Origin of the sequence: Pseudomonas sp. IT-P218 (assembly GCF_949767605.1) — a bacterium.
GTDB lineage: Bacteria > Pseudomonadota > Gammaproteobacteria > Pseudomonadales > Pseudomonadaceae > Aquipseudomonas > Aquipseudomonas putida_AE.
The window spans coordinates 37,277-59,729 of the sequence record NZ_CATKQQ010000011.1; the positions used below are offsets into that span (position 1 = coordinate 37,277).

Annotated in this window: 23 protein-coding genes and 1 pseudogene; 8 read left to right on the forward strand and 16 right to left on the reverse strand. The window is 59.1% G+C overall.

Going from position 1 to position 22,453, the window contains the following annotated elements; genetic code table 11:
* Window position 1 precedes the first annotated feature (1 nt).
* Window positions 2-1,465 (forward strand): N-acyl-D-amino-acid deacylase family protein, encoded by a 1,464-nt coding sequence (locus tag ACM6I6_RS06770; RefSeq protein ID WP_414919646.1) that lies wholly within the window; start codon window positions 2-4, stop codon window positions 1,463-1,465.
* A gap of 85 nt (window positions 1,466-1,550) precedes the next feature.
* On the opposite strand, the gene ACM6I6_RS06775 is transcribed toward ACM6I6_RS06770, so the two are convergent.
* A complete protein-coding gene (locus tag ACM6I6_RS06775) occupies window positions 1,551-2,414 on the reverse strand; it encodes a methyl-accepting chemotaxis protein (protein WP_406592681.1) in 864 nt (287 codons plus the stop codon).
* Window positions 2,409-3,470: pseudogene (locus ACM6I6_RS06780) on the reverse strand (methyl-accepting chemotaxis protein); the annotation flags it as partial. The gene ACM6I6_RS06775 and the pseudogene ACM6I6_RS06780, both read right to left, overlap by 6 nt.
* A 252-nt stretch (window positions 3,471-3,722) precedes the next feature.
* Here ACM6I6_RS06780 and ACM6I6_RS06785 point away from each other — a divergent pair.
* Both ACM6I6_RS06785 and ACM6I6_RS06790 read left to right on the forward strand, forming a co-directional pair.
* Window positions 3,723-4,394, forward strand: a complete 672-nt coding sequence (locus ACM6I6_RS06785; RefSeq protein WP_414919647.1) for a histidine phosphatase family protein — start codon at window positions 3,723-3,725, stop codon at window positions 4,392-4,394.
* 25 nt (window positions 4,395-4,419) lie between these two features.
* The gene (locus tag ACM6I6_RS06790; RefSeq protein WP_414919648.1) at window positions 4,420-5,253 is read left to right on the forward strand and encodes a phosphatase PAP2 family protein; all 834 of its coding nucleotides are present in this window, start codon (window positions 4,420-4,422) and stop codon (window positions 5,251-5,253) included.
* A gap of 147 nt (window positions 5,254-5,400) precedes the next feature.
* On the opposite strand, the gene ACM6I6_RS06795 is transcribed toward ACM6I6_RS06790, so the two are convergent.
* Together ACM6I6_RS06795 and ACM6I6_RS06800 are read right to left on the reverse strand one after the other, a co-directional pair.
* On the reverse strand, window positions 5,401-5,667 hold the full coding sequence (locus ACM6I6_RS06795; protein WP_274074102.1) for a DUF6124 family protein: 267 nt from the start codon (window positions 5,665-5,667) through the stop codon (window positions 5,401-5,403).
* 463 nt (window positions 5,668-6,130) lie between these two features.
* A complete protein-coding gene (locus tag ACM6I6_RS06800; protein WP_414919649.1) occupies window positions 6,131-6,727 on the reverse strand; it encodes a hypothetical protein in 597 nt (198 codons plus the stop codon).
* Between the two features lie 131 nt (window positions 6,728-6,858).
* Between ACM6I6_RS06800 and ACM6I6_RS06805 the strand changes: the two genes are divergently transcribed.
* A complete protein-coding gene (locus tag ACM6I6_RS06805; protein ID WP_414919650.1) occupies window positions 6,859-7,578 on the forward strand; it encodes a hypothetical protein in 720 nt (239 codons plus the stop codon).
* A 16-nt stretch (window positions 7,579-7,594) separates the two neighbouring features.
* Here the strand turns inward: ACM6I6_RS06805 and ACM6I6_RS06810 are convergent, their stop codons facing one another.
* Complete coding sequence (locus ACM6I6_RS06810; protein WP_414919651.1) at window positions 7,595-8,032, reverse strand: N-acetyltransferase; 438 nt, start codon at window positions 8,030-8,032, stop codon at window positions 7,595-7,597.
* Window positions 8,033-8,075: 43 nt separating this feature from the next.
* Here ACM6I6_RS06810 and ACM6I6_RS06815 point away from each other — a divergent pair, with 43 nt between their 5' ends.
* Window positions 8,076-8,846, forward strand: coding sequence for an APH(3')-II family aminoglycoside O-phosphotransferase (locus ACM6I6_RS06815; protein ID WP_414919652.1), 771 nt, complete (start codon window positions 8,076-8,078; stop codon window positions 8,844-8,846).
* Between the two features lie 82 nt (window positions 8,847-8,928).
* On the forward strand, window positions 8,929-9,177 hold the full coding sequence (locus ACM6I6_RS06820) for a hypothetical protein (RefSeq protein ID WP_414919653.1): 249 nt from the start codon (window positions 8,929-8,931) through the stop codon (window positions 9,175-9,177).
* 411 nt (window positions 9,178-9,588) lie between these two features.
* On the opposite strand, the gene ACM6I6_RS06825 is transcribed toward ACM6I6_RS06820, so the two are convergent.
* Together ACM6I6_RS06825 and ACM6I6_RS06830 are read right to left on the reverse strand one after the other, a co-directional pair.
* Window positions 9,589-10,224, reverse strand: coding sequence for a transmembrane anchor protein (locus tag ACM6I6_RS06825; RefSeq protein WP_414919654.1), 636 nt, complete (start codon window positions 10,222-10,224; stop codon window positions 9,589-9,591).
* A gap of 12 nt (window positions 10,225-10,236) precedes the next feature.
* On the reverse strand, window positions 10,237-10,974 hold the full coding sequence (locus tag ACM6I6_RS06830; RefSeq protein WP_414919655.1) for a HupE/UreJ family protein: 738 nt from the start codon (window positions 10,972-10,974) through the stop codon (window positions 10,237-10,239).
* 513 nt (window positions 10,975-11,487) lie between these two features.
* Between ACM6I6_RS06830 and ACM6I6_RS06835 the strand changes: the two genes are divergently transcribed.
* A complete protein-coding gene (locus ACM6I6_RS06835; protein ID WP_124373631.1) occupies window positions 11,488-11,781 on the forward strand; it encodes a metal-sensing transcriptional repressor in 294 nt (97 codons plus the stop codon).
* Window positions 11,782-12,099: 318 nt separating this feature from the next.
* On the opposite strand, the gene ACM6I6_RS06840 is transcribed toward ACM6I6_RS06835, so the two are convergent.
* A complete protein-coding gene (locus ACM6I6_RS06840; protein WP_414919656.1) occupies window positions 12,100-13,410 on the reverse strand; it encodes an MFS transporter in 1,311 nt (436 codons plus the stop codon).
* Between the two features lie 287 nt (window positions 13,411-13,697).
* Between ACM6I6_RS06840 and ACM6I6_RS06845 the strand changes: the two genes are divergently transcribed.
* Window positions 13,698-13,829, forward strand: coding sequence for a YHYH domain-containing protein (locus ACM6I6_RS06845; RefSeq protein WP_095052225.1), 132 nt, complete (start codon window positions 13,698-13,700; stop codon window positions 13,827-13,829).
* 48 nt (window positions 13,830-13,877) lie between these two features.
* Here ACM6I6_RS06845 and ACM6I6_RS06850 read toward each other — a convergent pair whose 3' ends face one another.
* The 8 genes from ACM6I6_RS06850 to ACM6I6_RS06885 form a co-directional block, all read right to left on the reverse strand.
* Window positions 13,878-14,330, reverse strand: coding sequence for a chromate resistance protein ChrB domain-containing protein (locus ACM6I6_RS06850; RefSeq protein WP_124373633.1), 453 nt, complete (start codon window positions 14,328-14,330; stop codon window positions 13,878-13,880).
* Window positions 14,331-14,412: 82 nt separating this feature from the next.
* Window positions 14,413-15,771, reverse strand: a complete 1,359-nt coding sequence (gene chrA, locus ACM6I6_RS06855; RefSeq protein WP_414919657.1) for a chromate efflux transporter — start codon at window positions 15,769-15,771, stop codon at window positions 14,413-14,415.
* Window positions 15,764-16,708, reverse strand: a complete 945-nt coding sequence (locus ACM6I6_RS06860; RefSeq protein WP_414919658.1) for a chromate resistance protein ChrB domain-containing protein — start codon at window positions 16,706-16,708, stop codon at window positions 15,764-15,766. Before ACM6I6_RS06860 ends, chrA begins: the two co-directional genes overlap by 8 nt.
* A 343-nt stretch (window positions 16,709-17,051) precedes the next feature.
* Window positions 17,052-17,309 (reverse strand): hypothetical protein, encoded by a 258-nt coding sequence (locus ACM6I6_RS06865; RefSeq protein WP_414919659.1) that lies wholly within the window; start codon window positions 17,307-17,309, stop codon window positions 17,052-17,054.
* The gene (locus tag ACM6I6_RS06870; RefSeq protein WP_414919660.1) at window positions 17,306-18,286 is read right to left on the reverse strand and encodes an integrase domain-containing protein; all 981 of its coding nucleotides are present in this window, start codon (window positions 18,284-18,286) and stop codon (window positions 17,306-17,308) included. Before ACM6I6_RS06870 ends, ACM6I6_RS06865 begins: the two co-directional genes overlap by 4 nt.
* Window positions 18,264-18,635, reverse strand: coding sequence for a hypothetical protein (locus ACM6I6_RS06875; protein ID WP_414919661.1), 372 nt, complete (start codon window positions 18,633-18,635; stop codon window positions 18,264-18,266). The genes ACM6I6_RS06870 and ACM6I6_RS06875 overlap by 23 nt, the downstream gene beginning before the upstream one ends.
* Window positions 18,619-20,019 carry a YfjI family protein gene (locus ACM6I6_RS06880; protein WP_414919662.1) on the reverse strand — a complete coding sequence of 467 codons (1,401 nt, stop codon included), beginning with the start codon at window positions 20,017-20,019 and terminating at the stop codon, window positions 18,619-18,621. Before ACM6I6_RS06880 ends, ACM6I6_RS06875 begins: the two co-directional genes overlap by 17 nt.
* Before the next feature lie 1,026 nt (window positions 20,020-21,045).
* The gene (locus tag ACM6I6_RS06885) at window positions 21,046-22,302 is read right to left on the reverse strand and encodes an integrase domain-containing protein (protein ID WP_414919663.1); all 1,257 of its coding nucleotides are present in this window, start codon (window positions 22,300-22,302) and stop codon (window positions 21,046-21,048) included.
* Window positions 22,303-22,453: the final 151 nt, after the last annotated feature.

The window sequence follows — 22,453 nt, forward strand, 5'->3', positions numbered from 1 at the left end:
CATGATGTACGACACGCTGATTCGCAATGCCCTGGTCATCGACGGCAGCAACAGTCCTGGCTACCTGGCCGACGTGGCGATCCTGAACGGACGTATCGAGCGCATCGGCGACTTGCAGGATGCCCGTGCCAGCGATGAGATCGACGCCGCCGGCCGCGTGCTGGCGCCCGGCTTCATCGATGTGCACACCCACGACGACACGGTAGTGATCCGTCAGCCGCAGATGCTGCCCAAGCTCAGCCAGGGCGTGACCACGGTGATCGTCGGCAATTGCGGGATCAGCGCGTCGCCGGTGAGCCTGCGCGGCGATCCACCGGATCCGATGAACCTGCTCGGCAGCGCGGCGGCCTTTGTTTATCCGAAGTTCAGCGATTACCGCGCGGCGGTCGAGGCGGCGAACACCACGCTCAACGTCGCCGCATTGGTTGGCCATACAGCGTTGCGCAGCAACCACCTCGACGACCTGTTCCGCACCGCCACGCCGGATGAAATTGCCGCGATGCGCGAGCAACTGCGCGACAGTCTCGAGGCCGGCGCGCTGGGCTTGTCCACCGGTCTTGCCTACGCCAGTGCGTTCTCGGCTTCCACCGACGAAGTCATGCAACTGACCGAAGAGCTGACCGCGTTCGGGGCGGTCTACACCACCCATTTGCGCAGTGAATTCGAGCCGGTGCTGGAGGCCATGGACGAGGCGTTCCAGATCGGCCGCCATGCGAAATCCCCGGTGATCATTTCCCACCTCAAATGTGCCGGTGCCGGCAACTGGGGGCGCAGCCCGCAACTGCTGGCGTCCCTGGAACAGGCGGCGAAGACCCACCCAGTGGGCTGTGATTGCTATCCGTACGCCGCCAGTTCCTCAACCCTGGACCTCAAGCAGGTCACCGATGCCCACCGCATTACCATCACCTGGTCGACGCCGCACCCGCAGATGGGCGGGCGCGACCTGATGGACATCGCCGCCGAGTGGAACCTGTCCCTGCTCGATGCCGCCCGCCGGCTGCAACCGGCTGGCGCGGTGTACTACGGGATGGACGAGAACGATGTACGACGGATTCTCGCACACCCGCTGTCAATGGTCGGCTCCGACGGCCTGCCCGAAGACCCGTTTCCCCATCCACGCCTGTGGGGCGCTTTCCCACGGGTGCTCGGCCATTTCAGCCGTGATGTCGGCCTGTTTCCACTGCACACCGCCGTGCACAAGATGACCGGCTTGTCGGCGGCGCGATTCGGCTTGAAGCAAAGGGGCGAGATCCGCGAAGGCCACTGGGCCGACCTGGTGCTGTTCGACCCGGCGACCATTCGCGATGTGGCTGACTTCAATGATCCGCAACGGGCGGCTGAAGGTATCGATGGCGTGTGGGTCAACGGGGTATTGAGCTACCAGGACGGTCAGGCGAACGGGCGCAGGGAAGGGCGGTTCCTGGCGCGGGAAGGGGATTTGCGTGCAGGTTTCCAGCACCGCTAAAAGATCGCAGCCTGCGGCAGCTCCTACATGGAACTACGATCCCCTGTAGGAGCTGCCGAAGGCTGCGATCTTTTGATCTTGAACGTCAGACGCGGAAGTGGCTGACCATCATCTGCAACTGATTCCCCAACCGCGCCAGCTCAACACTGGACGCCGCCGTCTCATCACTCGCCGCGGCGGTCTGTTCCGACACATCACGCACGTTGACGATGCTGCGGCTGATCTCTTCGGCCACCGCGCTTTGCTGTTCGGCCGCGGCCGCGATCTGCTGGTTCATCGACTGGATGTTGGACACCGTGCGGGTGATGTTTTCCAGTGAAGCACCGGCCTTGCGGGTCAGGGCCACGCTGCTGTCGGTCAGGGTGCGGCTGTTGTTCATCACGGTCGCCACTTGCTGGGTGCCGTTCTGCAGGGCGGCCACCAGGCCTTCGATTTCCTCGGTGGATTTCTGCGTGCGTTGGGCCAGGCCCCGCACTTCGTCGGCCACCACGGCAAAACCACGTCCGGCTTCACCAGCGCGTGCCGCTTCAATGGCGGCGTTGAGTGCAAGCAGGTTGGTTTGTTCGGCCACGGCCTTGATCACGTCCATGACGCTGCCGATCTTGTCGCTTTCCTGTTGCAGCAGGCCCATGGCTTCGGTGGAACGCACCACCTCGCTGGCCAGGCGTTCGATCTGGGTGATGGCTTCAGCGACAACCTTGTCCCCTGCGCGTGCTTCGCCATCCGCCGCGGCGGCGGCCTGGGAGGCTTGCTCGGCATTGCGCGCGACCTCCTGCACAGTGGCGGTCATCTCGTGCATGGCGGTGGCGACCTGGTCGGTCTCGACTTTCTGGCTGTTGACCCCGGCGCTGGTCTGCTCGGTCACGGCCGACAGTTCTTCGGCCGCGCTGGCGATCTGGGTGACGCCGTCGCGGATACCGCTGATCAGGTCGCGCAAGGTCACGCCCATGCGCGCAATGCCTTGTTGCAAGACACCCAGCTCATCGCGACGCGTGACCCTGACGTCCTGGGACAGGTCGCCGCTGGCGATGCGATCGACCACGGCCAGGGTTTCGCGCAACGGACCGGTGATCTGCCGGGTAATGACAACGGCGGCAATAATGCCCACCAGCAATGCCAGCAGCGTGCTGATCAGTTGCAGGGTACGCGCCTGGGCGCTTTCAGCGTCACGACGGTCGAGCTGGATCTGATACAGCTGCTCGCTCAGGCTGACGATGGCCGCGCCCTCGTCGGTCATTTCCTTGCGCGCCTGCACAGCCTCGCTGTTCGCCGCTTTATAGGCCTGCAAGGCGCTGCGGTAGTTGCCCAGCGCGGTCTCCAGTTGGCGCAGGGCCTGGGGCTGGATGTCGCTGAAATGCACGTTGAGCTGTTGCAGGCTGGCAATCGCGGCGTCCAGTTGCGCCACGGCTTTTTGCTCGGTCTCGGCATTGGTGGTGGCGGTGTAGCCACGCACTTCGTAGCGGGCCAGCAGGAACGCTTGCTTGGCCGCGGTGATGGCCTGGAACTGTTCGAAGCGCTGATCACTCGATGGCAGTTGTTGCACGCGGTTGTTCAGATCGTCGATCAGCGTGCTCGCCGTTTCGGCGTTGGCACCCATGACGTCGCGCGCGCTGTTGCCGGTACGGTAGGCGTCGCGCATCTTGGCCAGGGACGTCTTGTAGGCGTCGATGACGCTGCCTTGTTCTTTGAGCAGCTTGAGGTTTTCCGGGCTCTTGAACTTCGCCAGCAGCGCTTGCTGCTGATCGGAAAAGGCCTGCAGCGTGGTCTGTACGTTCTGCGCGGTGGCTTCGTCGCCGTTGGTCAGCATGTACTGCAGGCGCACCACGCGCAGTTTGGTCAGGCCGGCGTTGAGCTGGGTGATGTCGCTCATCCAGTTGCTGCGGTCAATCAGGCTGCCCAGGCTGGTCCAGCCGGTCAGGGCGAGGACGCAGGTCAGGGCCAGGACCAGGCCAAAGCCCAGGCCCAGTTTCAGGTTCACGCTGATGTTGCCGAACCAGCTATTCATCAAAATTCCTCCAGGAACGTGGTGTTTCTTGATCGTCGGTTGGCTGGAAGATTGTTGTTCTTAGGCGCCAGCAAGGTGGGTTGCAGGTCTGTATCGGCAGCAATCGCGAGAGCTGAAAGGATTTTGTCGGACGGATGCTGTAACAAGCTTTTGCTAGGCGCTTAAGCTTTTTTTCACATCGGTTTCACTGGCAGCCGACGCCCGCCTCTTTACTCTCACGGCACCTGATGAAGGGCTGCGAGGCGGCTTGTTGTGGAATTGAGACTGAGTCTGTTCGGAATAAACCGCTCGATCGACCTGAGCCGTTTTACCCGTTATCGCAATCCGCTCGTGGTGCTGGCCACGGCGATGCTGGCGCTGGCCATGACGGTATTGCTGTTACGGCCTGACGCCGTGCCGGACCTGGCGCATGGCAACGTGGAGGGCGCGCGGGCGCTGTTGGCGGGTTGGGCCAGGGGCGACATGATCGTGCTGGTGCGCCATGTCGAGCGTTGCGATCACTCCAGCGCGCCCTGCCTGAGTGGCGACGATGGCATTACCGATCGTTCGCGCAGCGTTGCGGTGGCGGTCGGTGCGCAGTTCGAGCAGCTTGGGCTGGGGAAGGCCGACATCTACAACAGCCCGATGGTGCGTACGGCGCAGACCAGCGGGTACATGTTCAACACGGTCGGCGCTGGCGACGACTGGCTGATCAACTGCAAGGGCACGATGCTGCGCGACGCCCTGACGCACAAGGTCCCCGGGCGCAACCTGATCCTGGTGACCCATAGCGAATGCATGGCGCAACTGCAAAAGGATCTCAAGTTGCCCATCTCGACCCTTGGTTACGGCGCCTCGCTTTTCGTTAGCGCCCAAGCGCAACAAGCGCCCCACATACTCGGGTTCATCGAGGCCTCGGACTGGCACTCGATGACCACCGAATGAATTCACTCTGTTACCAGGACACACCATGCTGACGGCTTCCCGCTCGCGTTTTTACTGGGTGAACTTCGGTATCCCACTGGCCTGCGCGGTCGTGGTGTTCCTGATGTTCGACCTGACCCGGATCGACATCGCCTTCAACGATCTGTTTTATGACCCGGTGACGCAAACATTCCCGCTGGACCATGTTCACCTGTTCGAAAAGATCACCCATAAATGGGCGCGGATCATTCCGAACTGGACCGGCGAGATCGCCATCATCGGTGCCTTGCTGTCGTTTCTCTGGCCGCGCCTGAAGGCGGAAAAACACGCGAAGATCATCGCCATCCTGGAAAAGATCAAGGTCGCGCCGGTACTACGTTTTGCCAGCAAACATCGGCGGGATTTCCTCTACGTGGTGTTTGCGTTCTCCATCAGCACCGGCGTCATCCACTACCTCAAGGGCCATACCAGCGTGTATTGCCCGATCGAGACCACCCAGTACGGCGGGAGGATCGAGCACAAGGAGTGGTACGAGAATTTCGATTTGTTGAAAGTCGCCGGTGTCGGTCGTTGCTGGCCGGGCGGGCATGCCTCCGGTGGTTTCACCATGCTGGCGCTGTACTTTGTTGCCCGCCGTTACCGCTGGCGCTATTCCAAGGCAATCATGTACGGCTCGCTGGCCCTGGGGTTTGTCTATGGCACGACGCGGGTGGTGCAGGGCTGGCACTACATGTCCCACACCTTCTGGGCCGGGATCTTCGTGTGGCTGGCGTGTTTGCTGACGGCGCTGGCGTTTTACGGAAGAGCGCGGTTGGAGATGCCGGTGCTGCAAAAGGATTGTCGCAAATTGCGGGTTGAGCGTAGCCCGCAGTTTGAGTGAGATGTTCTGTTTTTTTATTGCCTGGCAAATTGCTTTCGCGAGCAAGCCCGCTCCCACAATAGTCTTTCGGTGGCCGCAGAATTTGCATACGCCGCAGACTAAATGTGGCGGGCTTGCTCGCGAAGAACGATAACGCGGTCTACTTTCCTAGCCCTGCGGATCGACATTATCCAGCGCCCTGTTCACAGCCAGCTCCGCCAGCATGACGATCTGCGCAATCCCCAGCGCGGTGTTGCGCTGGGGGCCATTAAGGTAAGTGGCGAAGTCATTGAGCATGACGCTGGCTGAAGCCAGTGATTCGCAAGCGTGGGCGAGGAGGTTTTCGGATTTGATGTCGGGGAGGATCGTGAAGAAGGGGCTGGGGCGATAGGGCTTGGTGGTTTCGAAGGGGGGATCGGGGGTTAGCTTATCCAAGATGATTAACCTCTTGCGTGGGTGCCAGTACTTGCCGTTCTCACACAGCAAAGAGGTGGCAGCTATGTGCGAGGTGAGAATCCGGTCATAGCCACCCGGTCAGACAAAAGTCTGCCCGCACACAGCCGCCATTACGCATCTACAGGCAGCGGACAAGCTGCCGGCAATTATGCGGATACTGGTAGTGCATGGCTATTACTTGCCGGGTTCTCACACCCGATCACTGAGTGGTCAGTGGCGACAAAAGATTAATAAGCCCCCTTCCGACCGACAACCTGAAAGACCTGTGGGATTTTTCTCTGCGGTTTGCCCCGGCGTAGGACATTTCGCAAGACAAAAAAAAGCCCGCGGGAGGGCGGGCAAACCGTAGTTTCTTGAATGAGCGAGGGCAAATGTACAGGGAGTTGCCTGAACCCGGGGTGAAGAAAAGTTCATGTGTTGCCCGAGGGTGAAAGGGAAAAGCTCAATACTCCATCACCTTCTGCCTCTGCAAAATCCACCCCGCCTCCCCAGGCATCAACCGATACTGAATCTCGCGCATTTTCCCGGTCCACCCCGCCGAGACGTCCGCACTGTCATACAGCGCAAACCGCTGCACAAAGGTGTTTTCCACCACGGCAAACTCGTCCTCGCCGCGATACCCCTCGGCGACCTTCGAGTCTTCGCTGACCGGTGGCAGATAGATCGCACTGAGGGATTTTTTACGGTTCGCGGCATAGGCAACGAGCTCGCCGGGCAATCCGCGCCCTGGTGACCTGACGAACACGTAAATTTCAGGAGAGCCATCCCGATCGAGGTCCGCGACCTCCGCCCGGGCGATGTCGCCATTCAGTGGGTGAGTCATGGCCGAATTATCGATTTCCAGCCCTTGGGGAGCGATGCGCATTGCCCGGCCGCCATCGACCGACTCATCCGTCACATGAAAAACAATGCCTTGCAGTTCCAGCGTCTGGTCGAAAGGCCGGCTGCCATTGCCGGCATCGAAGGCGTCGACTTCGCTGGCGGCGTGTGCCGGTAGGCAAACCATCGCTGCCAGGAGGGCCAGAATCCGCATATTCATGTTTTGCATTCCTGACTGCTTCTGTTCAGTGGAGGCCCGAGCCTGTAGGGAAGTCATCAGCATAGATCCGCCCACGACCTGCCAGTGACCTATTCTTTTGATTCCGCCCAGCATCGAAAGGGTAAAGACCAATGAACGATTTGCTGAAAAAAGTACTCGACGCCCATGGCGGCCTGGAGCGCTGGAACAGGTTCACCACGCTCAACGCAACCATCGTCACGGGCGGAGAATTATGGGCAATGAAGGGCGTGGCGCAAGACACGATGCCCCGCGAGATGACCGTCAGCCTGCACCAGCAAAGCGCGAGCGTGACGCCGTTCGGCAACCCGCACTGGCGCACGGCATTCCGGGCCGACTACATCGCCATCGAAACCACCGAGGGCGAAATCGTGCGCGAGCGCTCGAACCCGCGAGAGTCATTCGCCGGGCACGACATGAACACACCTTGGGACCCGCTGCACCGTGCGTACTTCAGCGGGTACGCCATGTGGACCTACCTGACGACGCCGTTTTTCATGGCGATGGCGGGTTTCAACGTCACTGAAATCACCCCCTGGCAGGAAGGCCCCGAAGCCTGGCGCGGTCTGCGGGTCGAGTTCCCGGAACACATCGCCAGCCACAGCCGTGTCCAGGATTTTTACTTCGCTGACGACGGCCTGTTGCGTCGACACGACTATCACGTCGACGTGGCCGGCGGCTTCGCAGCCGCCCAATACGTGGGCGAGTACGTTGAAGCCCAGGGCTTTCGCTTTCCCTCCCGGCGCAGAGCCTACCTGCGGGGCGAGGACAGGCAACCCCTGCGCGAGAGGGTGATGGTGTCGATTGACCTGAGTGACTTTCGTTTGAGTTGAAGGGCAAAAGTGATGCCTAGTCCTGAACCAGGTCACCCCAGCGCATCACCTTCTCAAGGTGGCGAGTGTGCTCATCCCGTTGTTCATTTAAAACCACAAAGCCCTGGCTCTCATAGAAATGGATGCTGGGCGCATTCGCCGAATATACAGTCAACCGTAGCGTTGACCTGGAGGCCTTGGCGTCCGCGAGAAGCTGCGTACCTATGCCGTGCCCCTGATGCTCAGGCGATACGAAAAGCGCCGCAAGCGTGTCGCCATACACGGAGCAAAATCCTGCGACGGCCCCATCGGCCTCAAATACTCTGGACATGGCGCCGGGCAGGTAGACCTCACGCATGGCATCAAGCTGGTTGCGCCAGAATTCGGGAGCGATGAAGTGATGCGCCTGGATTGACGCCCGTAGCCAGATGTCCAGTACGGGTTCCAGGTCCAGGTTTCGAAAGTCGCGGATCATTAGGTCTCTCATAATTATCTGGCGGAACAGGGTAAGTAACAGTATGTACATTCCCACCCAATGGTCCCAAACATCCAGTGGTGCACCCATTGAACGACAAACCATCGGCGAGTCAGGCGCCGAGGTTTCTCGCATTCGCTGCATCAGCGGCGAACACCTGTTTGTGAAGTCCGAACCCGTTGGCGTCCATAGTGAGCTGCCGCAAGAGATTGAGCGTCTTCGCTGGATGAACCGGCTCGACCTGCCTGCGCCAACCGTTCTTGATGCCACGACAGAAAACAATCGCCATTGGTTACTCATGAGTGCCGTCCCCGGACAGGATCTGGCCAGTGCCAACGATCTGTCTCCACCCCAAGTCATCAGCATCCTGGCAATGGCACTGCGTACTCTGCACCAGGTGCCAATCGAGACATGTCCCTTTGATCACCCGTTGGAGCAGCGCATAGCCGCCGCCCGGAGTCGAGTGAGTGCCGGGCTCGTTGACGAGGCAGACTTTGACGATGAGCGGCTGGGTCGGACCGCTGTGGATGTTTTCGCAGAGCTGCTGTCGACGCTCCCTGAAACCTATGATCTTGCGGTCACCCACGGCGATGCCTGCCTGCCGAATTTCATGGTCGAAGGAACCCGTTTTACCGGCTACATCGACTGCGGCCGACTAGGCATCAGTGACATTTACCAAGATCTTGCGCTGGCTGCCCGAAGCATAGAGCGCAACCTTGGACAGGCATGGGTAGCGCCATTTTTCCACGCCTATGGTGTGGAACCCGATCAGCAACGGATAGCGTTTTACTGTTTGCTGGACGAGTTCTACTGATGAGCTGCGAACGAGGTTGCTGAACAGCGGCTCCAGTGACAGGCGGGCACGGGCGTAGACCATTATCAACAGAACATTATTCATGCTGACTCCCTTCCCGCAGGCTCTGCGTGAAGTGCATGCCGCCGTTTTTGCGGTGGTTTGGTTGGCCTCTTCGCGGGCAAGCCCGCTCCTACAGGGGGGCGTATCAGCTTTGGATTACCGAACCCCAGATGCAACAAAACCCGCACTGGGCGGGTTTTGTCTTGCTTCGTATTTGGTGGGCCGGGGTAATTTGAATCAGTTAAATAACTTATTGATTTATAACATTAAAGACAATTTTAATTTTTAGTTGGAATACCAATTGGAATACTGCACTCCACTTGGCCATCCGTTTGCATTCGATCTGACCAGCACGCTTCATAACCATGATTGGCAGTGAACTGCCCAAAGCAGTCATTTGTTTGCGGGATGTGAGGCCAGTACTTTTTGTCACGCAGAAAAAACGAGGCCGCATTTGCGGCCTTGTTTTTTAAGGGGGTTACTCGTGTGAATGTCCGTGCTCAGCACTCTCGGAGGTTGCGCCTTTCTCACCACCGCCGCAGGCCGTCATCAGGCCTAGGAAGCAGATCAGGAGCATCGAGCGAATCAGAGTGGTTGGGGTTTTCATGGGAAGACTCTTCAAGAAATGGGTGAAATAAATGGTCTGTGGTCAGGCTCAGCGCCGAATTTTCGGCAGTAGAACAGCCATCGTCGCTTCGGATTACTGTTTGACGCTCAAGTAATCGCCGGTCGTTTTCAGTGCGATGGTCACGTCGTTATTGCTGCGATTACGCCAAAACCAGCCGTGGGTGCCGTCAAAAATGGCGGTGAATTCACCTTTATCACTTTTGACCTGCTTGCCCTTGTTGTAGCTGTGGAAGTAACCCTTTTCACCGTTGTAGGGCTCACCATGGGTGTCGTAGTTCACAGGCCCACCTACCGCAGTCCATTCATAGCTGACAGTCTTGTTCTTGAGCACTTCCAGTTTGATTTCTGTCCCTTCACCTGGCTTGAGCGTGACGCTCATTTGATTCGTCTTCAGAGCTGGGGTAGGTGTTGGCACCGGCTGAGCAACAGGTTTCGCAATAGGTTGGACTTGCGCAACCTGCGGAGCTGGAGCTGCTGGTTGAGGTGGCGCTGCATCCGCCAACGCCTCTTGGGCGAGGATGATCTTCAGTTCGCCCATCTGGGTCAGGCCCAATGCGCGCCCTACACCTGTTGGATCAATGGCGTATTCCGAGGGCATGACCACGGTCACCAGCAAGCCGACCGCAGTCAGCAGTGCAATGACAGTCGAATGCACCAGTTTGCGAGTGCTAGGCAGTTCATTAACAGTTGGAAGCGGAGTATTGAACATAGTCAGAATTCCTTACGCGGAGACAAACAGGCCGGTGATCTGGTAACCCATCAGGAGGAAACCGGCACTCATCATGGCGACGTTGGCGGTATAGGCGTGGCGCCAGAAACTGCCGGTACGTCGCCAATACCCCATCAGAATCAGAATCGCGCTGAGGGCCAGCAATTGGCCGATCTCGACGCCGATGTTGAAGGCGATCAGGTTCGGAATCAGGCCATCAGGTGAGATTTCGTACTCCTGGATCTTGGTCGCCAAACCGAAACCGTGGAGTAGGCCGAAGATCAGCGTGGCCACTTTGGTGTTGGGTTGGAAACCGAACCAACGCTTGAATGCGCCCAGGTTATCGAGCGCCTTGTACACCACCGAGAAACCGATGATGGCGTCGATGATGTAGGAGCTGATGCTGATCTCAGTCAGCACGCCCAGCAGCAGCGTGACCGAGTGGCCTACGGCGAAAAGCGTGACGTAGAGCCCTACGTCTTTCAGGCGATAGAGGAAGAAGATCACCCCGAACAGAAACAGCAGGTGGTCGTAGCCCGTCATCATGTGCTTAGCGCCCATGTAGATGAAGGGCAGCAACATGACGCCGGAGCTTTCCTGGATGAATCCCTTGTCGCCTTCAGCTACGGCATGAGCCATTGCCTCGGGCATTGCGAGGAAAAGTGACGCGACAAATAAAAACAACAGCAGTAGCAGGCGACGCGAAGGCGCAGTAAATGCGTCAACGCCGCTCATCGAGTGCGAATGCATAGATCAATCCTACGTTGCAGGGATCAAAGGCCGCAGGGCGGCCGTGGTCAGGATGCGAACGAAGGACGAGGTGGACGCTCGATCAAGAAAATCGGTGGACGAGGAACGGAATAGCGGGGGGCATCGACTCGCATGGATAGCTTCGGCTGCGCGGCCAAACTCAACGCGGAAGTGAGCTGTGGTGTCTCGTGCTGATGGTCAGGGGTCAACGGCGAGTGATAGTGATCCGAGCAGCTCGCACACGATATCTCGGCTTGCTCGTCATGAGAGTGATGGGCGTCTTGAGCAATCTCCCAGGAGGGCTGCTCCGACATCACCAACAGCGTACGGGTATGCCCGGCCCAAGCCATGAACATGGCGAGAGCAAGCGCGAGTACCACCGTCGTTGTCAGTGTTCTGCTGAACATAGTGATCGTGTTTCGACTCGTTTACTTAGGGCTATGGTGCGTTTGACCATATCCCCCTAGGGGGATAAGATGCCAGCGTAATTCATTGAGGCGCGAGGCTCAAGTCATGAGTGAGCACGAACACAGCCATCCCCATACCCACCAAAGCCACGAGGCGATCATCAAGCGCCTCAAGAGGGCGGACGGCCATCTGCGCAGCATCATCACCATGATCGAAGAGGGGCGTGAGTGCGTGGACATCGCCCAGCAGCTGCATGCTGTCGAGAAAGCGGTGTGCCAGGCCAAGCGCACACTGATCCAGGATCACATTGATCACTGCCTGGAGGGCACCGTTTCGGCGCTGAACAATGGTGAGCGCGCACCGCTGGAAGCCTTCAAACAAATTACCAAGTACCTCTAGGCCTGACATGCAGCATTGCGCTGGAGGAGCGCGACAGGATTGCCGCCTCAATGACGCCACAAAATATTGAAGCTGCGCAGAAGCTGACTCAGGACATGCAGGCAATCCCATCAAGGTCATAGAGGCGTAGCGCCGATAAAAGGCGCTGAACATCGAAAGCGTCGCAGTCGAAAGCCCGATAAGACAGCATTTGATCCTGGTGGGTATTTCCTGCTTTGGGAATGAAGCGTATTGGTGACTGAACGTTATTCGGTCCGGCTCAAATCAAAGTTGATCCAACCACCCGCCAGGGCATCGCTGAGTATCGATGCTGGTGGGTTACCTGTTCGGCCAGCGCCGATGCTGGTCATCGATGACATAGGGATGCTGATGATCGGCGCCACCGTGCTCATTCAGGTGAGTGTGATCGTCCGGCAGGTCCTCATGGGTATGCTTGATTGATTCCTGGTCATGCGCTGGACGCCAGATCACCATGCTGACCAACAATGCACCACCTGCTACCACGGCGAGCCCGACAAACGATGCAGTCAGGCTGATGTCGGCACCCAGCCATCCCGCCAATGGGTAGGTAATCAACCAGCACGCGTGGGACAAGGCAAATTGGGCGGCAAACAGTGCCGGGCGGTCCTCGGCGTGCGCCGAGCGACGCAACAGTCGACCGCTCGGGGTCTGGGCCAGTGAATAGCCCACGCCCAGCACCACCCACAGAGGTAGCAGGAAGTTGTAGGTGGTCAGGTTGATGCCAATGGCCAGGCCGACAACCAGTATCCCCCCGCCAAACAGCATGGCCGTTCGGTCCTTGATGCCTTTCAACAGACGAGGCAACACCAGGGCTGCGATCATGGAGCCACTGCCGAACGCGGCCAGCGCCAGTGCTGTGGAGCTCTGAGGCAACGCGAAGCGCGATTGGACCAGCACCACCGTATTGACGATGACCATGGCACTGGCCGCCGCTACCGTCAGGTTTAACGCCAACAGCCCGCGCAAGCGAGGCGTTGCCAGGAAGATGCGCATGCCGCGGGTAGTTCGCTCGTAAATACTGCGCCGTGGCGTCTGCTTCGCCTTCGGCAGCAGGACTGTCGAGACCAGAGCTGCCGAGGCGAGAAAGCCGATGACCGTGCCGGCGAACAGACTATGGAAGCTGACCACGGTCAGCAACGCGGCGGCGAGCATCGGGCTGGCGACGCTCTCGAGATCGTACGCCAGGCGCGATAGGGACAGGGCCCGAGTGTAGTCGTCCTCATCCGGCAGTATGTCCGGAATGGTCGCTTGAAATGTTGGGGTGAATGCGGCCGAGGCTGATTGCAGGACAAAAATCAGTACGTAGACCTGCCAGACCTCCGTCACGAACGGCAGGGCAAGTGCGACCAGAGCACGTACCAAGTCCAGTGAGACCAGCATAGTCTTACGTGGCAGGCGTTCTGCAAAAGCCGCGGCGATCGGCGCAACGCCGATATAGGCCGTCATTTTGATCGCCAACGCTGTACCGAGGACTGCACCCGCTTGGGCTCCCGCAAGGTCGAAGGCCAGCAGTCCCAATGCGACGGTCGCAAGGCCTGTACCGACCAATGCAATCACTTGGGCGAGGAAGAGATGACGGTAGGTTCGGTTGGCGAGGATTCTCAGCATGGGGCATCTCACAAGGCAGAGCGCGTGAACACTTGGTTGTCGAATGTTGCTTGAAGAAAGAGAGCGGCGAATTCTCCGTTTGCAGGTGATTCTATATCCCCCTAGGGGGGATATGAGGTCATCCTAAACCAGAGGCAGTGGCAGCTCAAGAAATAGGCGCGCAGCCTTTCGTCGAATGGTCGGGAGATGAGTGAGGTAGTTGCTTGCTCGATAAAGGCAATTGGCCATATTCTGCGAGATGTGAGGGATCTCACGTCTATAACAACATGAGCATGGAGCAAGCCCTGATGAAACTGTCTGCCATTCTGATCGCCGCTGTACTCTCGATTACTTCCGTCGCTGCCTTCGCCCATAGCGGTGGCACTGATGCAAAAGGTTGTCATCGCAACCACAAGACCAACGATTACCACTGCCACTAAATGGTAAAAGCCCAGCGTCAGGCTGGGCTTTGGTACGAGCGGGCCTCCTCACATCTGTGGAGGCCAATTATGCGATTCGCCCTGGCAATCCTTGCACCAGGCATAGAGCGCGTCGTACAGGATCAGGCCGTGCGCGAGCATTTCATGGTCGTCGGTAAAACGCTGCGACAGGCCCAGTGAAATCGCGTACAACCCCGCCGATTGTGGTGTCAGATCCAGCCGGGAGGTATCAGCCCCTCGCACGATCCTGGCCAGATGCTGCAAGGCAGGCTCGCTGAGCTGGTACTTTTTCAGGAAGGCATCGAAGCTGCACAACTCGCCGTCGTGGGTCAGCTCGACACCGGGAATGTCGTAGGGCGCCGCGTTTCTCTCTGCTGCAATCCGCAGCACATCAGCGCTGGGCACGTATAGAAACTCGGCCTGAGGATCAATAAAGCGGGTGATCAACCAGGGACAGGCGATACGGTCGATCTTGGGTCGTTCGCGGGTAATCCACCTCATGGAACACCTCCTGCCTAACTCAGTAGGCTGGTGGTCTGGCAGGCCCAGTGCCCGCCAGAGATTGTCAGTCAGTCCGCGTGCTCTAGCGCAGCAGATGCACTGCCAAGCCGATAAGCGCACAGGCCATCAGTACCTGAATCACGCCGCGCTTGAAGCGGAACAAGGCGACTGCCGCGGCGATTGCAATCAGCGCGGAAGGCCAGTCGAGACTGCCGCTGAAACCTGTTGGCCACAGCACGTGGTAGCCAAAGAAACACGCCAGGTTGAGGATCACCCCCACCACGGCGGCGGTAATCCCTGTCAGCGGCGCAGTGAACTTGAGTTCGTTGTGGGTCGACTCCACCAGCGGGCCGCCGGCGAGAATGAACAGGAACGAAGGCAGGAAGGTGAACCAGGTCACCAGGCTGGCCGCGATGGCACCGGCCAGAAACACTTGATCGGCGCCGAACACCTGCGAGACATAAGCCCCAACAAAGCCGACGAAAGCCACCACCATGATCAGTGGCCCGGGCGTGGTTTCCCCCAGGGCCAGGCCATCGATCATCTGGGTCGGAGTCAACCAGCCATAGTGGCCGACTGCGCCCTGATACACGTAGGGCAGCACGGCATAGGCGCCGCCGAACGTCAGCAATGCGGCCTTGGTAAAGAACCAGCCCATCTGGGTCAGGGTGCCGTGCCAGCCATAGAGCGCAGTCAGCGCACCCATCGGCAACGCCCACAGCGCTGCGCCGATGAGCGCCAGCAGCGCCAGTTTCAGCCAGCTAAAGCGGGCATGCTCGGGAGATGGGGTGTCGTCATCGATCAAGGCCGGGCCGAATGACTTTTTGGCGGCGCTATGGCCCCCGGCCCTGAATTTCTCTGGAGCCAGCCTTCCTCCCATATAACCGATCAGTGCTGCACCCAGCACGATCAGCGGGAACGGGACATTGAAGGCGAAGATCGCGGTAAACGACGCCGCCGCCATGGCCCACAGCCAGTTGTTCTTCAGCGCGCGCGAGCCGATTCGATGGGCGGCCTGCACGACGATGGCCGTCACGGCGGGCTTGATGCCATAGAAGAGCCCGGCCACCACCGGTACTTCACCGAAGGCGATGTACATCCAGGACAAGGCAATCAGGATGAACAATGAGGGCAGCACAAACAGCACTCCGGCGATCACCCCGCCCCAGGTTCGATGCATCAGCCAGCCGATATAGGTTGCTAGCTGCTGAGCCTCCGGCCCGGGCAACAGCATGCAATAGTTCAGGGCGTGTAGAAATCGCCGTTCCGAAATCCAGCGCCGCCGCTCGACTAGCTCCTGATGCATGATCGAGATCTGCCCTGCGGGCCCGCCAAAGCTAATGAATCCCAACTTCAGCCAGAACCAAAATGCCTCACGCAAACTGATCGCCTCAGGTCTTGGCAGATCCTCTTCAATGACAGATGGGGAAACCTTACTCATTGGGTTGTTCCTCTTTCACAAACGCTGCGAGCAGGCCGTCGAAGATGGCGCTTGCAGCGGCCAACAGGTGGTCGTCATGAGTAATGGTTTCGCGCAATCCTGCCAGCACGCGCTCGATGCCGGCAGCCTCCACAGGTTGAATGCCCCCGATATCGAGGTAGTGCACCAAGGCCGCGATGCGGTTCAGGCCGGGCTCTTGAAGTTCAAAACTGGCTTGCAGGGTTTCGAAGGTCACCCGGTTGCCGACATGGCTGAAGGTCGCCTCATCGAAATCAAAACCCAAGGCATCGGCTGGACAGTCTATTGGGCTGTTGAGCCAGAGGATCTGGGCTTGGGGATCAATGAAGCGGCTTATCAGCCAGGCACAGGCCAGCCGGTCGACCCAGGGACGCTTGCGTGTTGCCCAGACTCGACCCTGATAATCGCCAAGATTGAGTGCCGTTATTGGTTGGTTGCGGCTGTGTGGCTCATCCGGAGACAGGGCTCTGCTGACCGCCGTCTCTAGCTCCTGCAAAGCCGAATCAATCTGCTGCTTCGGCTTACCTGGAAAGTAATCGATGCTGGCCAGTTGATCGTAGGCTTTGCGCAGCTTGCGGATCTGTTTGGTTGTAGCCAGCGCATTTTCAGCGTTGAGCTGCCCACGGCACTCTTCGATCTCAGTGCGCAGCTTGTTGTAGTTCTCGCTACGGTCGAACAGCTCGACAAAGCGCTCACCGTGAGGATCGACGACAGGCAGGATATAAGCGGTGCCGTTGATGGCAAGGATGTCGCGTTCGACAGACGCCAGCGCTTCACGGCAGACACCGTTATCAGGCAACAGATAGGCCCCATCGCGCAAAACCGCCGCACCTGTAGCTTTCAGCGCGCGCCAGGCTCGCATGCGCTCGGTGGCATTAGCAGTGGGTAAACCGAGAATCAGTGTCAGCCAATTATTCATGTAGAGTAAGCTATTTATTTTGTGGTTATTATTACATTAACTGTGTTTTTAGTGTTTGGAAAGCCATCCTTCAAAACTAGGGTTTTGGCGAGACGAGCTGGGGAGCGCGCGACTAGCGCAAGCAGCGTCAGTAGATGCAGATGTGACCAGTGCCAGCGGTGACTGGCCAATAAACCGCATCCAGATCTAATGACTTGTATCGGCTCATTTTTTTGCTGGTGCAGCGGTGTGCTTCGAGCAGGTTCATTTTGCAAGAGAATGTGCATGCTAAGGTGGAATGAGGGCGGTCAAGTGGGGGGCTGCCTACCTACGACTATTCGAGTGACCGTTCAGCATTTCTCGGTCATTTCCCTAATCGTTTCCAGACCAATAGAGCGGTGAGCCGATAGTAATACCGGGTGGCATCGGAGTGGCCTTTCAGGTGCTGAGTGAGAAACCAGCGCACATGCTTGAGCTGCCAGGTCCAGGGATTGTCTCGCTGCCATCGCTGTTGAATGGCCGCTTGCATGGCTCGGGCTTGCCGTAGGTGTCGTTGCTGCGTGACCTTCGAGCCGGTCAGTACGCCACTCAGGAACAGCGCCATATCGAAGGGTTTGCTCACGCTCGGCCTCCAATGTAGGCCGAAACCACATCGACTCGGTTATGCCCGAGCTCAAGGCTGATCTGTTGGCGCGCCTGTTGATCGAGGTCGTGGTCAATGCGATAGCAGTGGCCACCATTGACCGGGGCGGCATGGCCTGTGAGCTGCTCGTAACGCTCGCAGGCGTAGGCCGCTCGCAGTTCATGAAAGCCCTTCAGCCCTTGTTCATGCAGTATTTCGCGGGCGGGGAGCACGGTCTGTTGCAGGAGCGCGGCGTAGCTTTCGTCGCGGGCCAGCAAGTTGCGGCTATGGGGTGGCGACGCATGGCGAGCCAACTGCAGCGCCGCCTTCACCGCTTCATTGGCCACAACCCACCGCTGCGCTGAAGCCCCTGAGCGGCCGCCTTTGGTGCCGTCCTGGATGTTGATGCGGCCTAAGTGTTCGGCTTCGCGGTGTAGTCGTGGCAGGTCAGCCAGGATCGCTTCGCGCAGGCGCATACCGGTTGTTCGGGCCAACAGGACAATCGCCGCCACCCGTTCGTGTCGCTGTTTGCCTAGCGCCTCGAGTACTCGCCGCACCTGTTGGTGGTCTTGGCCATCCGGCGCGCGGGTGCGAACGCTTGAGCGCTGCTGGCCCAACGCCTGACTCGGGCTTGCGATCCTCACATCCTGATCACCACGCAGTGCGGCGAGGGTGCGGTTGACGCTGCTCAGGCGGTTCTGCGCGGTCGCGATGCAGAGTTCACCTTGCTGGATCTGCTGGCGCAGGTACGCGGCGTAATCTTGCAGCGTCTGTCGATCGATCTGACGCGCATCGTTGTAGCCGGGGCCGTCCTCTGACCGACACCAACGCACGAACGCTTGCCAGCGATCGCTATGCGCTTTGACCGTGGCAAAGTGGCCGCCGGCAAACAGATCTTTGAGCGCTTGTGGGCCGGCGTAGCTCAGCTGGCGTCCGTAGCCAAAGTTGCGACCCTCACGCCGACCGACCAGAGTCATCATCTTCACCGTTTTCGTTTGTTTGCAGAAAGAGCAGCAAGGCTTTCCAGTGGGGGCTGAGCCTGTCCAGTTGCTGCCAGTGTGTTGGGCGGATCAGGAGGGCGTTCTCCTGGTGTTGCAGCAGTGCCCCTTCTTCGCGCAGTTGCTCGATCAGAAGGGCGAGGTTGGCAGGCTCAAATGGTGGTGTGGCGACAGCGGCGACAGTGGCGACAACCCGCGTCGTTTCTGGCCTGGCGCGTGGCGACAGGGTGGCGACAGAGGCGGCGACAGAGGCGGCGACACTCCGCGATTCTGGCTGTGGTCGATGTTGCGTTTGGTAGCGGCGCACCGCGTCATTGAGGCGAAACATGGCGGACCTCGAAAGTTTTCCCGTCGCGGCTGCTCAGCCAGCGATGAGTGATCAGCACGACCAATAAAGAGGCAGTATGGTCAGCGCTCTTGCGGGCAAAACGAGGGCCGTTACGATTGACGTCGCGAATGGTGAAGCGAGTCCAGCCTTTCTGCACCAGCCAGCGCAGCAGTCGATCCGCCTCTTCGCATCGGCTATTGATCGGCGCCTGTTCGGTCAGGCGCTGGATCTCGGCCAGGTAGTAATCCATCAACGTGGAGGCGCGCTGGATGTGTGCTTCGTCCAACACACTGGCCTCTTCAACCATGGCCAGCACGCCCGCGATGCGCAGTACATTCGCCGCGGCCTTGCCCGCGACAGGCTGGACGCCGGCCAGCTCGCCGAACTCGCCAGACTGGCACTCGATGGTGTCGTGAATATCTATCCAGGCACGACGGGCACGGGGAGTCAGCTCCAGCGCGACAGGATTGAGTGACCCATCCTTGTGAAGCGACCAGGGCTTTTGCAGCAGGGCGGTGATTCGCTGTTGGTAGCGCTGGACTTTGGCATCTCGGCTCAGGTCGATCGCCTTGTAAAGTCGCTGGCCGGCCAGGCGCTCGGGCCAACTGATCAGGCATCGGCCGAGGATGCCTTGGCCATTGATCACCGGGTCTTTGAACAGCTGGTTGGCCAGGTAGGGCTGCAGCATCAGATGCAGGCTGAGGCGGCGGTCATAGGCGCGCAGGCTTTCTCCGGCCATAGAGCGGGCCCGGTCGATAGGGCTGCCATCCCACAGTGTCGACAAGGTGGTGATCGCCTTGAGCAGATTCTCTTTGCTCATGGTGCTGCTGCCCAAGAACTGTCCACCTTCATCATTGAACAAGCCCATGCTGGGCAAGCCATGGCACAGACTTTTGACCAGGGCCTCAATGGTGGGCTCGGCAATGATCAGTCTCGGCGGTACCGGCTCGGATAGTTCACCGCCTTCCGCCTCCGCATGCTTCTTTGAGGTTTTGGGTTTGGCCATGATGCTGGTAGCGGCGCGATAGGCTTTAAGCTTTTCCGCATACAGGGTCCACTGTTGCCGCTCCCAGTCGCGCGCTGCCCTTAATGCCAGGTGATCCACCGCGCTTTTGCGATCCCCCGAGGACGCCACCGTTAGTAGGTAGAGGGACAGCGGATAGGTTCGACCGTCGAGTTGGGCATTGGCGTGGCCCTGGCTCACCAAGGCAGTGGTAGCCAGCACCGACTGTGCAGCCATGGCGCAGGGCACGCCGATCACCTCGGCCAGTCGCTCGACCGCAGGGCCCAACAGATCCCCGAGTGCTTCGACCGGGTAGGGCAGTGGCGCCTGCTGGTACTCCAGCAAGGGTTGTGGGGGCTCGAACGCTTCGCACAGTTGCATCGAATTCTCCTGAGATTATCGATTTCGTCCTCACTCATCCCGCCGCGGTTGTTGAGTGTTATCAGGGATCAAGGCCCCTGCGACCTGTGAGGTTTGTCCACTAACGCGGGACTGACGGCTCCTTACGGCCGGGAGCTTGGGCATCTCATGATCTGGCCTCCTGAACACCGATAGCGGTGGGCGGGTGGAGGCTGCACTGGCTGACGAGACCGGTGTCGCGAGATCCTGAGTCGGGTGAAGGCAGTGATGCGATGACTGGGGCATGCCTGACTGTCAGTCAGGTGCAGTCCATTTCATGGGCTGCGGTACCATCATCGGCATCGCTGTGGCGAGTGAGCATTCGGTGTTTGTCACGCCGATTGTCACGAGGGGGAAAGCCGCAAAGGCCCGTGCGAACAGGGCTGCAGCAGTGTGATATGCGCCCGTCTCTTTAGGGGGCAAAGAGACGGGCAAAAGGTTGGCGCAAGAAATAGCCAAGCGGATAAGTTGCTGCAGAGCAGCCAGGAGGGGGCATGAGTTGCCGCAGTGGGCATTCTGGAAGAAGTGGCATCCATCACATCGCTGTGACTGTGCGAGCCGCCGGACGCTAATCGCACTTGGGGTGAACCACCACGATGTGGCGTAGCCTCAAAGGTTCTGGCTACCTGGGTGCTGTCGAGGACAGCGCTTGTACGGTTCTGGTTTAGCGCTCGTTCTGCTCGCGGTCAACAGTATTTTGGGGGCGACTGTTGAGCCAATCGGTAGCGCTGGAAGACCTTGGAGGCCGGTAGCTTTCCATGGTCGGGTTGTCGTTCGTCGGTTTTAATGTGAGCCCGCGCGAGTGGGAATGCGGAGCCTTCCCGCTCGCGTGGGCTTGGCCGAGAAAGCCCCAAGAGGGAGGCTTGCAACGGCGACAGTCGCCACTTCTGTCGCCATGCTGCAAACCAGGTATTACGCGGGTTGTCGCCGGTGTCGCCGCTGTCGCCAAATCAACAATCACTCCATCTGGGGAGTCATTCTCGGTTACTGGTGGCGTCCGGTGAGCGCTCACCGTATCGGCACCACGTTGTGGTCCCTGGTTTGATTGATCGCAGATGCCGACAGGTTGCCAGTGGCCGCTTTCTGGATGTGCTCACTCCACCAAGCCATCATCGGACGCCGGCGCTCGATATAGTCAGCTCGGTTGTAAGCGCTTCGGACTTCGTCCTTGTCGACATGCGCCAGCGCGACTTCGATCAGCTCCGGATCCCACCCATGCTCGTTCAGGATGGTGCTGGCCATGGAGCGCATGCCGTGGCTGACCAAGCGGTCCTGGAAGCCCATGCGTTTCAACGCCATGTTGGCGGTCTGGCTATTGGCGTGGGTGCGCGGGTTTCTATCTGCCGGGAACACGTATTCCCTGTGGCCGCTGTGGGGCTTGAGCGTCTCCAGTAACGCGAGTGCCTGTTCGGTCAGCGGGATGGTGTGCGGACGACGCTTTTTCATACGCTCCGGCGGGATGGTCCAGATGCGTTTGTCAAAGTCGATGTCTACCCATCGGGTGGTAGCCGCTTCGGCAGGACGGGTCATGGTGTGCAGTTGCCATTCGATCAGGCAGCGGGTGATTCGCTTGATGCTGGCGTTCGCGATTTCGATCATGAGCTCGGGTAGCTCTTCGGGTCGTAGCGCGGCCATGTTCTCTTTCTTGGGCTTCTTGAAGACCGCCCGAATGCCGCTGAGAGGGTTAGCGAAAATCAGTCCGGAGTTCACCCCGTAAGTCATGATCTCGTTGAGTCGTTGGCTCAGCCGCTTCACTGTTTCGAGGCTGCCTTTGGCCTCAATCGGGCGAAGGAGCTTGATCACCATAGGAGCACTGACTTCAGAAAGCGGCGTCGATTTCATGCTCGGAAAAACATGCAGCGTGAGTGAACGCCAAATGTCCTCGGCATACGCTGGCGTCACTGAGTCTTTCTTCAGTTCGAACCAGGCGGTGGCTATCTTCTCGAAGGTGTGTTCGGTCTCAGCCAGCCTGGCTTGCCTTTGCTCATCGCGCTGGGCTTTGGGATCAATGCCTTGAGCAAGTAGCTCTCGCGCCTCGACTGCTTTCTTCCGAGCATTCGCTAATGAGAGGTCGGGGTATGGACCGAGCGCCATATTAAGACGGCTTCTGGTCAACGGCTCGCGATAATTGAAATTCCACATCATCGAGCCGCTGGCGCGTACTCGAAGCTGCAGGCCGTCGCCGTCGCTGAGGACGAAGTCTTTACCAGTTGCCTTGACTGCCTTGAGCTGGCGATCGGAGAGGCGGGTTGCGTTAGTAGGCATGGGGGCTACCTCCAGCACCGTTTTGGTATCCTGAAAATAGCATTTGGCCGTCCGGGATACCACCTGGGATACCAAAGCGCCTGGAACTCAGAAACCCTGTAAAGCCCCCATAAGCGCTGAAACCCCTGTATTTACTGGATTTCAGGCACAA

Excerpts from the sequence above, each read along its gene's own strand:
- ACM6I6_RS06770 (WP_414919646.1), top strand. The coding sequence starts at position 2 with ATGATGTACGACACGCTGATTCGCAATGCCCTGGTCATCGACGGCAGC.
- ACM6I6_RS06775 (WP_406592681.1), bottom strand. The coding sequence starts at position 2,414 with ATGGGCGTGACCTTGCGCGACCTGATCAGCGGTATCCGCGACGGCGTC.
- ACM6I6_RS06790 (WP_414919648.1), top strand. The coding sequence starts at position 4,420 with ATGCTGACGGCTTCCCGCTCGCGTTTTTACTGGGTGAACTTCGGTATC.
- ACM6I6_RS06800 (WP_414919649.1), bottom strand. The coding sequence starts at position 6,727 with ATGAATATGCGGATTCTGGCCCTCCTGGCAGCGATGGTTTGCCTACCG.
- ACM6I6_RS06805 (WP_414919650.1), top strand. The coding sequence starts at position 6,859 with ATGAACGATTTGCTGAAAAAAGTACTCGACGCCCATGGCGGCCTGGAG.
- ACM6I6_RS06810 (WP_414919651.1), bottom strand. The coding sequence starts at position 8,032 with ATGATCCGCGACTTTCGAAACCTGGACCTGGAACCCGTACTGGACATC.
- ACM6I6_RS06815 (WP_414919652.1), top strand. The coding sequence starts at position 8,076 with ATGTACATTCCCACCCAATGGTCCCAAACATCCAGTGGTGCACCCATT.
- ACM6I6_RS06820 (WP_414919653.1), top strand. The coding sequence starts at position 8,929 with ATGCTGACTCCCTTCCCGCAGGCTCTGCGTGAAGTGCATGCCGCCGTT.
- ACM6I6_RS06825 (WP_414919654.1), bottom strand. The coding sequence starts at position 10,224 with ATGTTCAATACTCCGCTTCCAACTGTTAATGAACTGCCTAGCACTCGC.
- ACM6I6_RS06830 (WP_414919655.1), bottom strand. The coding sequence starts at position 10,974 with ATGCATTCGCACTCGATGAGCGGCGTTGACGCATTTACTGCGCCTTCG.
- ACM6I6_RS06835 (WP_124373631.1), top strand. The coding sequence starts at position 11,488 with ATGAGTGAGCACGAACACAGCCATCCCCATACCCACCAAAGCCACGAG.
- ACM6I6_RS06840 (WP_414919656.1), bottom strand. The coding sequence starts at position 13,410 with ATGCTGAGAATCCTCGCCAACCGAACCTACCGTCATCTCTTCCTCGCC.
- ACM6I6_RS06845 (WP_095052225.1), top strand. The coding sequence starts at position 13,698 with ATGAAACTGTCTGCCATTCTGATCGCCGCTGTACTCTCGATTACTTCC.
- ACM6I6_RS06850 (WP_124373633.1), bottom strand. The coding sequence starts at position 14,330 with ATGAGGTGGATTACCCGCGAACGACCCAAGATCGACCGTATCGCCTGT.
- chrA (WP_414919657.1), bottom strand. The coding sequence starts at position 15,771 with ATGAGTAAGGTTTCCCCATCTGTCATTGAAGAGGATCTGCCAAGACCT.
- ACM6I6_RS06860 (WP_414919658.1), bottom strand. The coding sequence starts at position 16,708 with ATGAATAATTGGCTGACACTGATTCTCGGTTTACCCACTGCTAATGCC.
- ACM6I6_RS06870 (WP_414919660.1), bottom strand. The coding sequence starts at position 18,286 with ATGACTCTGGTCGGTCGGCGTGAGGGTCGCAACTTTGGCTACGGACGC.
- ACM6I6_RS06875 (WP_414919661.1), bottom strand. The coding sequence starts at position 18,635 with ATGTTTCGCCTCAATGACGCGGTGCGCCGCTACCAAACGCAACATCGA.
- ACM6I6_RS06880 (WP_414919662.1), bottom strand. The coding sequence starts at position 20,019 with ATGCAACTGTGCGAAGCGTTCGAGCCCCCACAACCCTTGCTGGAGTAC.
- ACM6I6_RS06885 (WP_414919663.1), bottom strand. The coding sequence starts at position 22,302 with ATGCCTACTAACGCAACCCGCCTCTCCGATCGCCAGCTCAAGGCAGTC.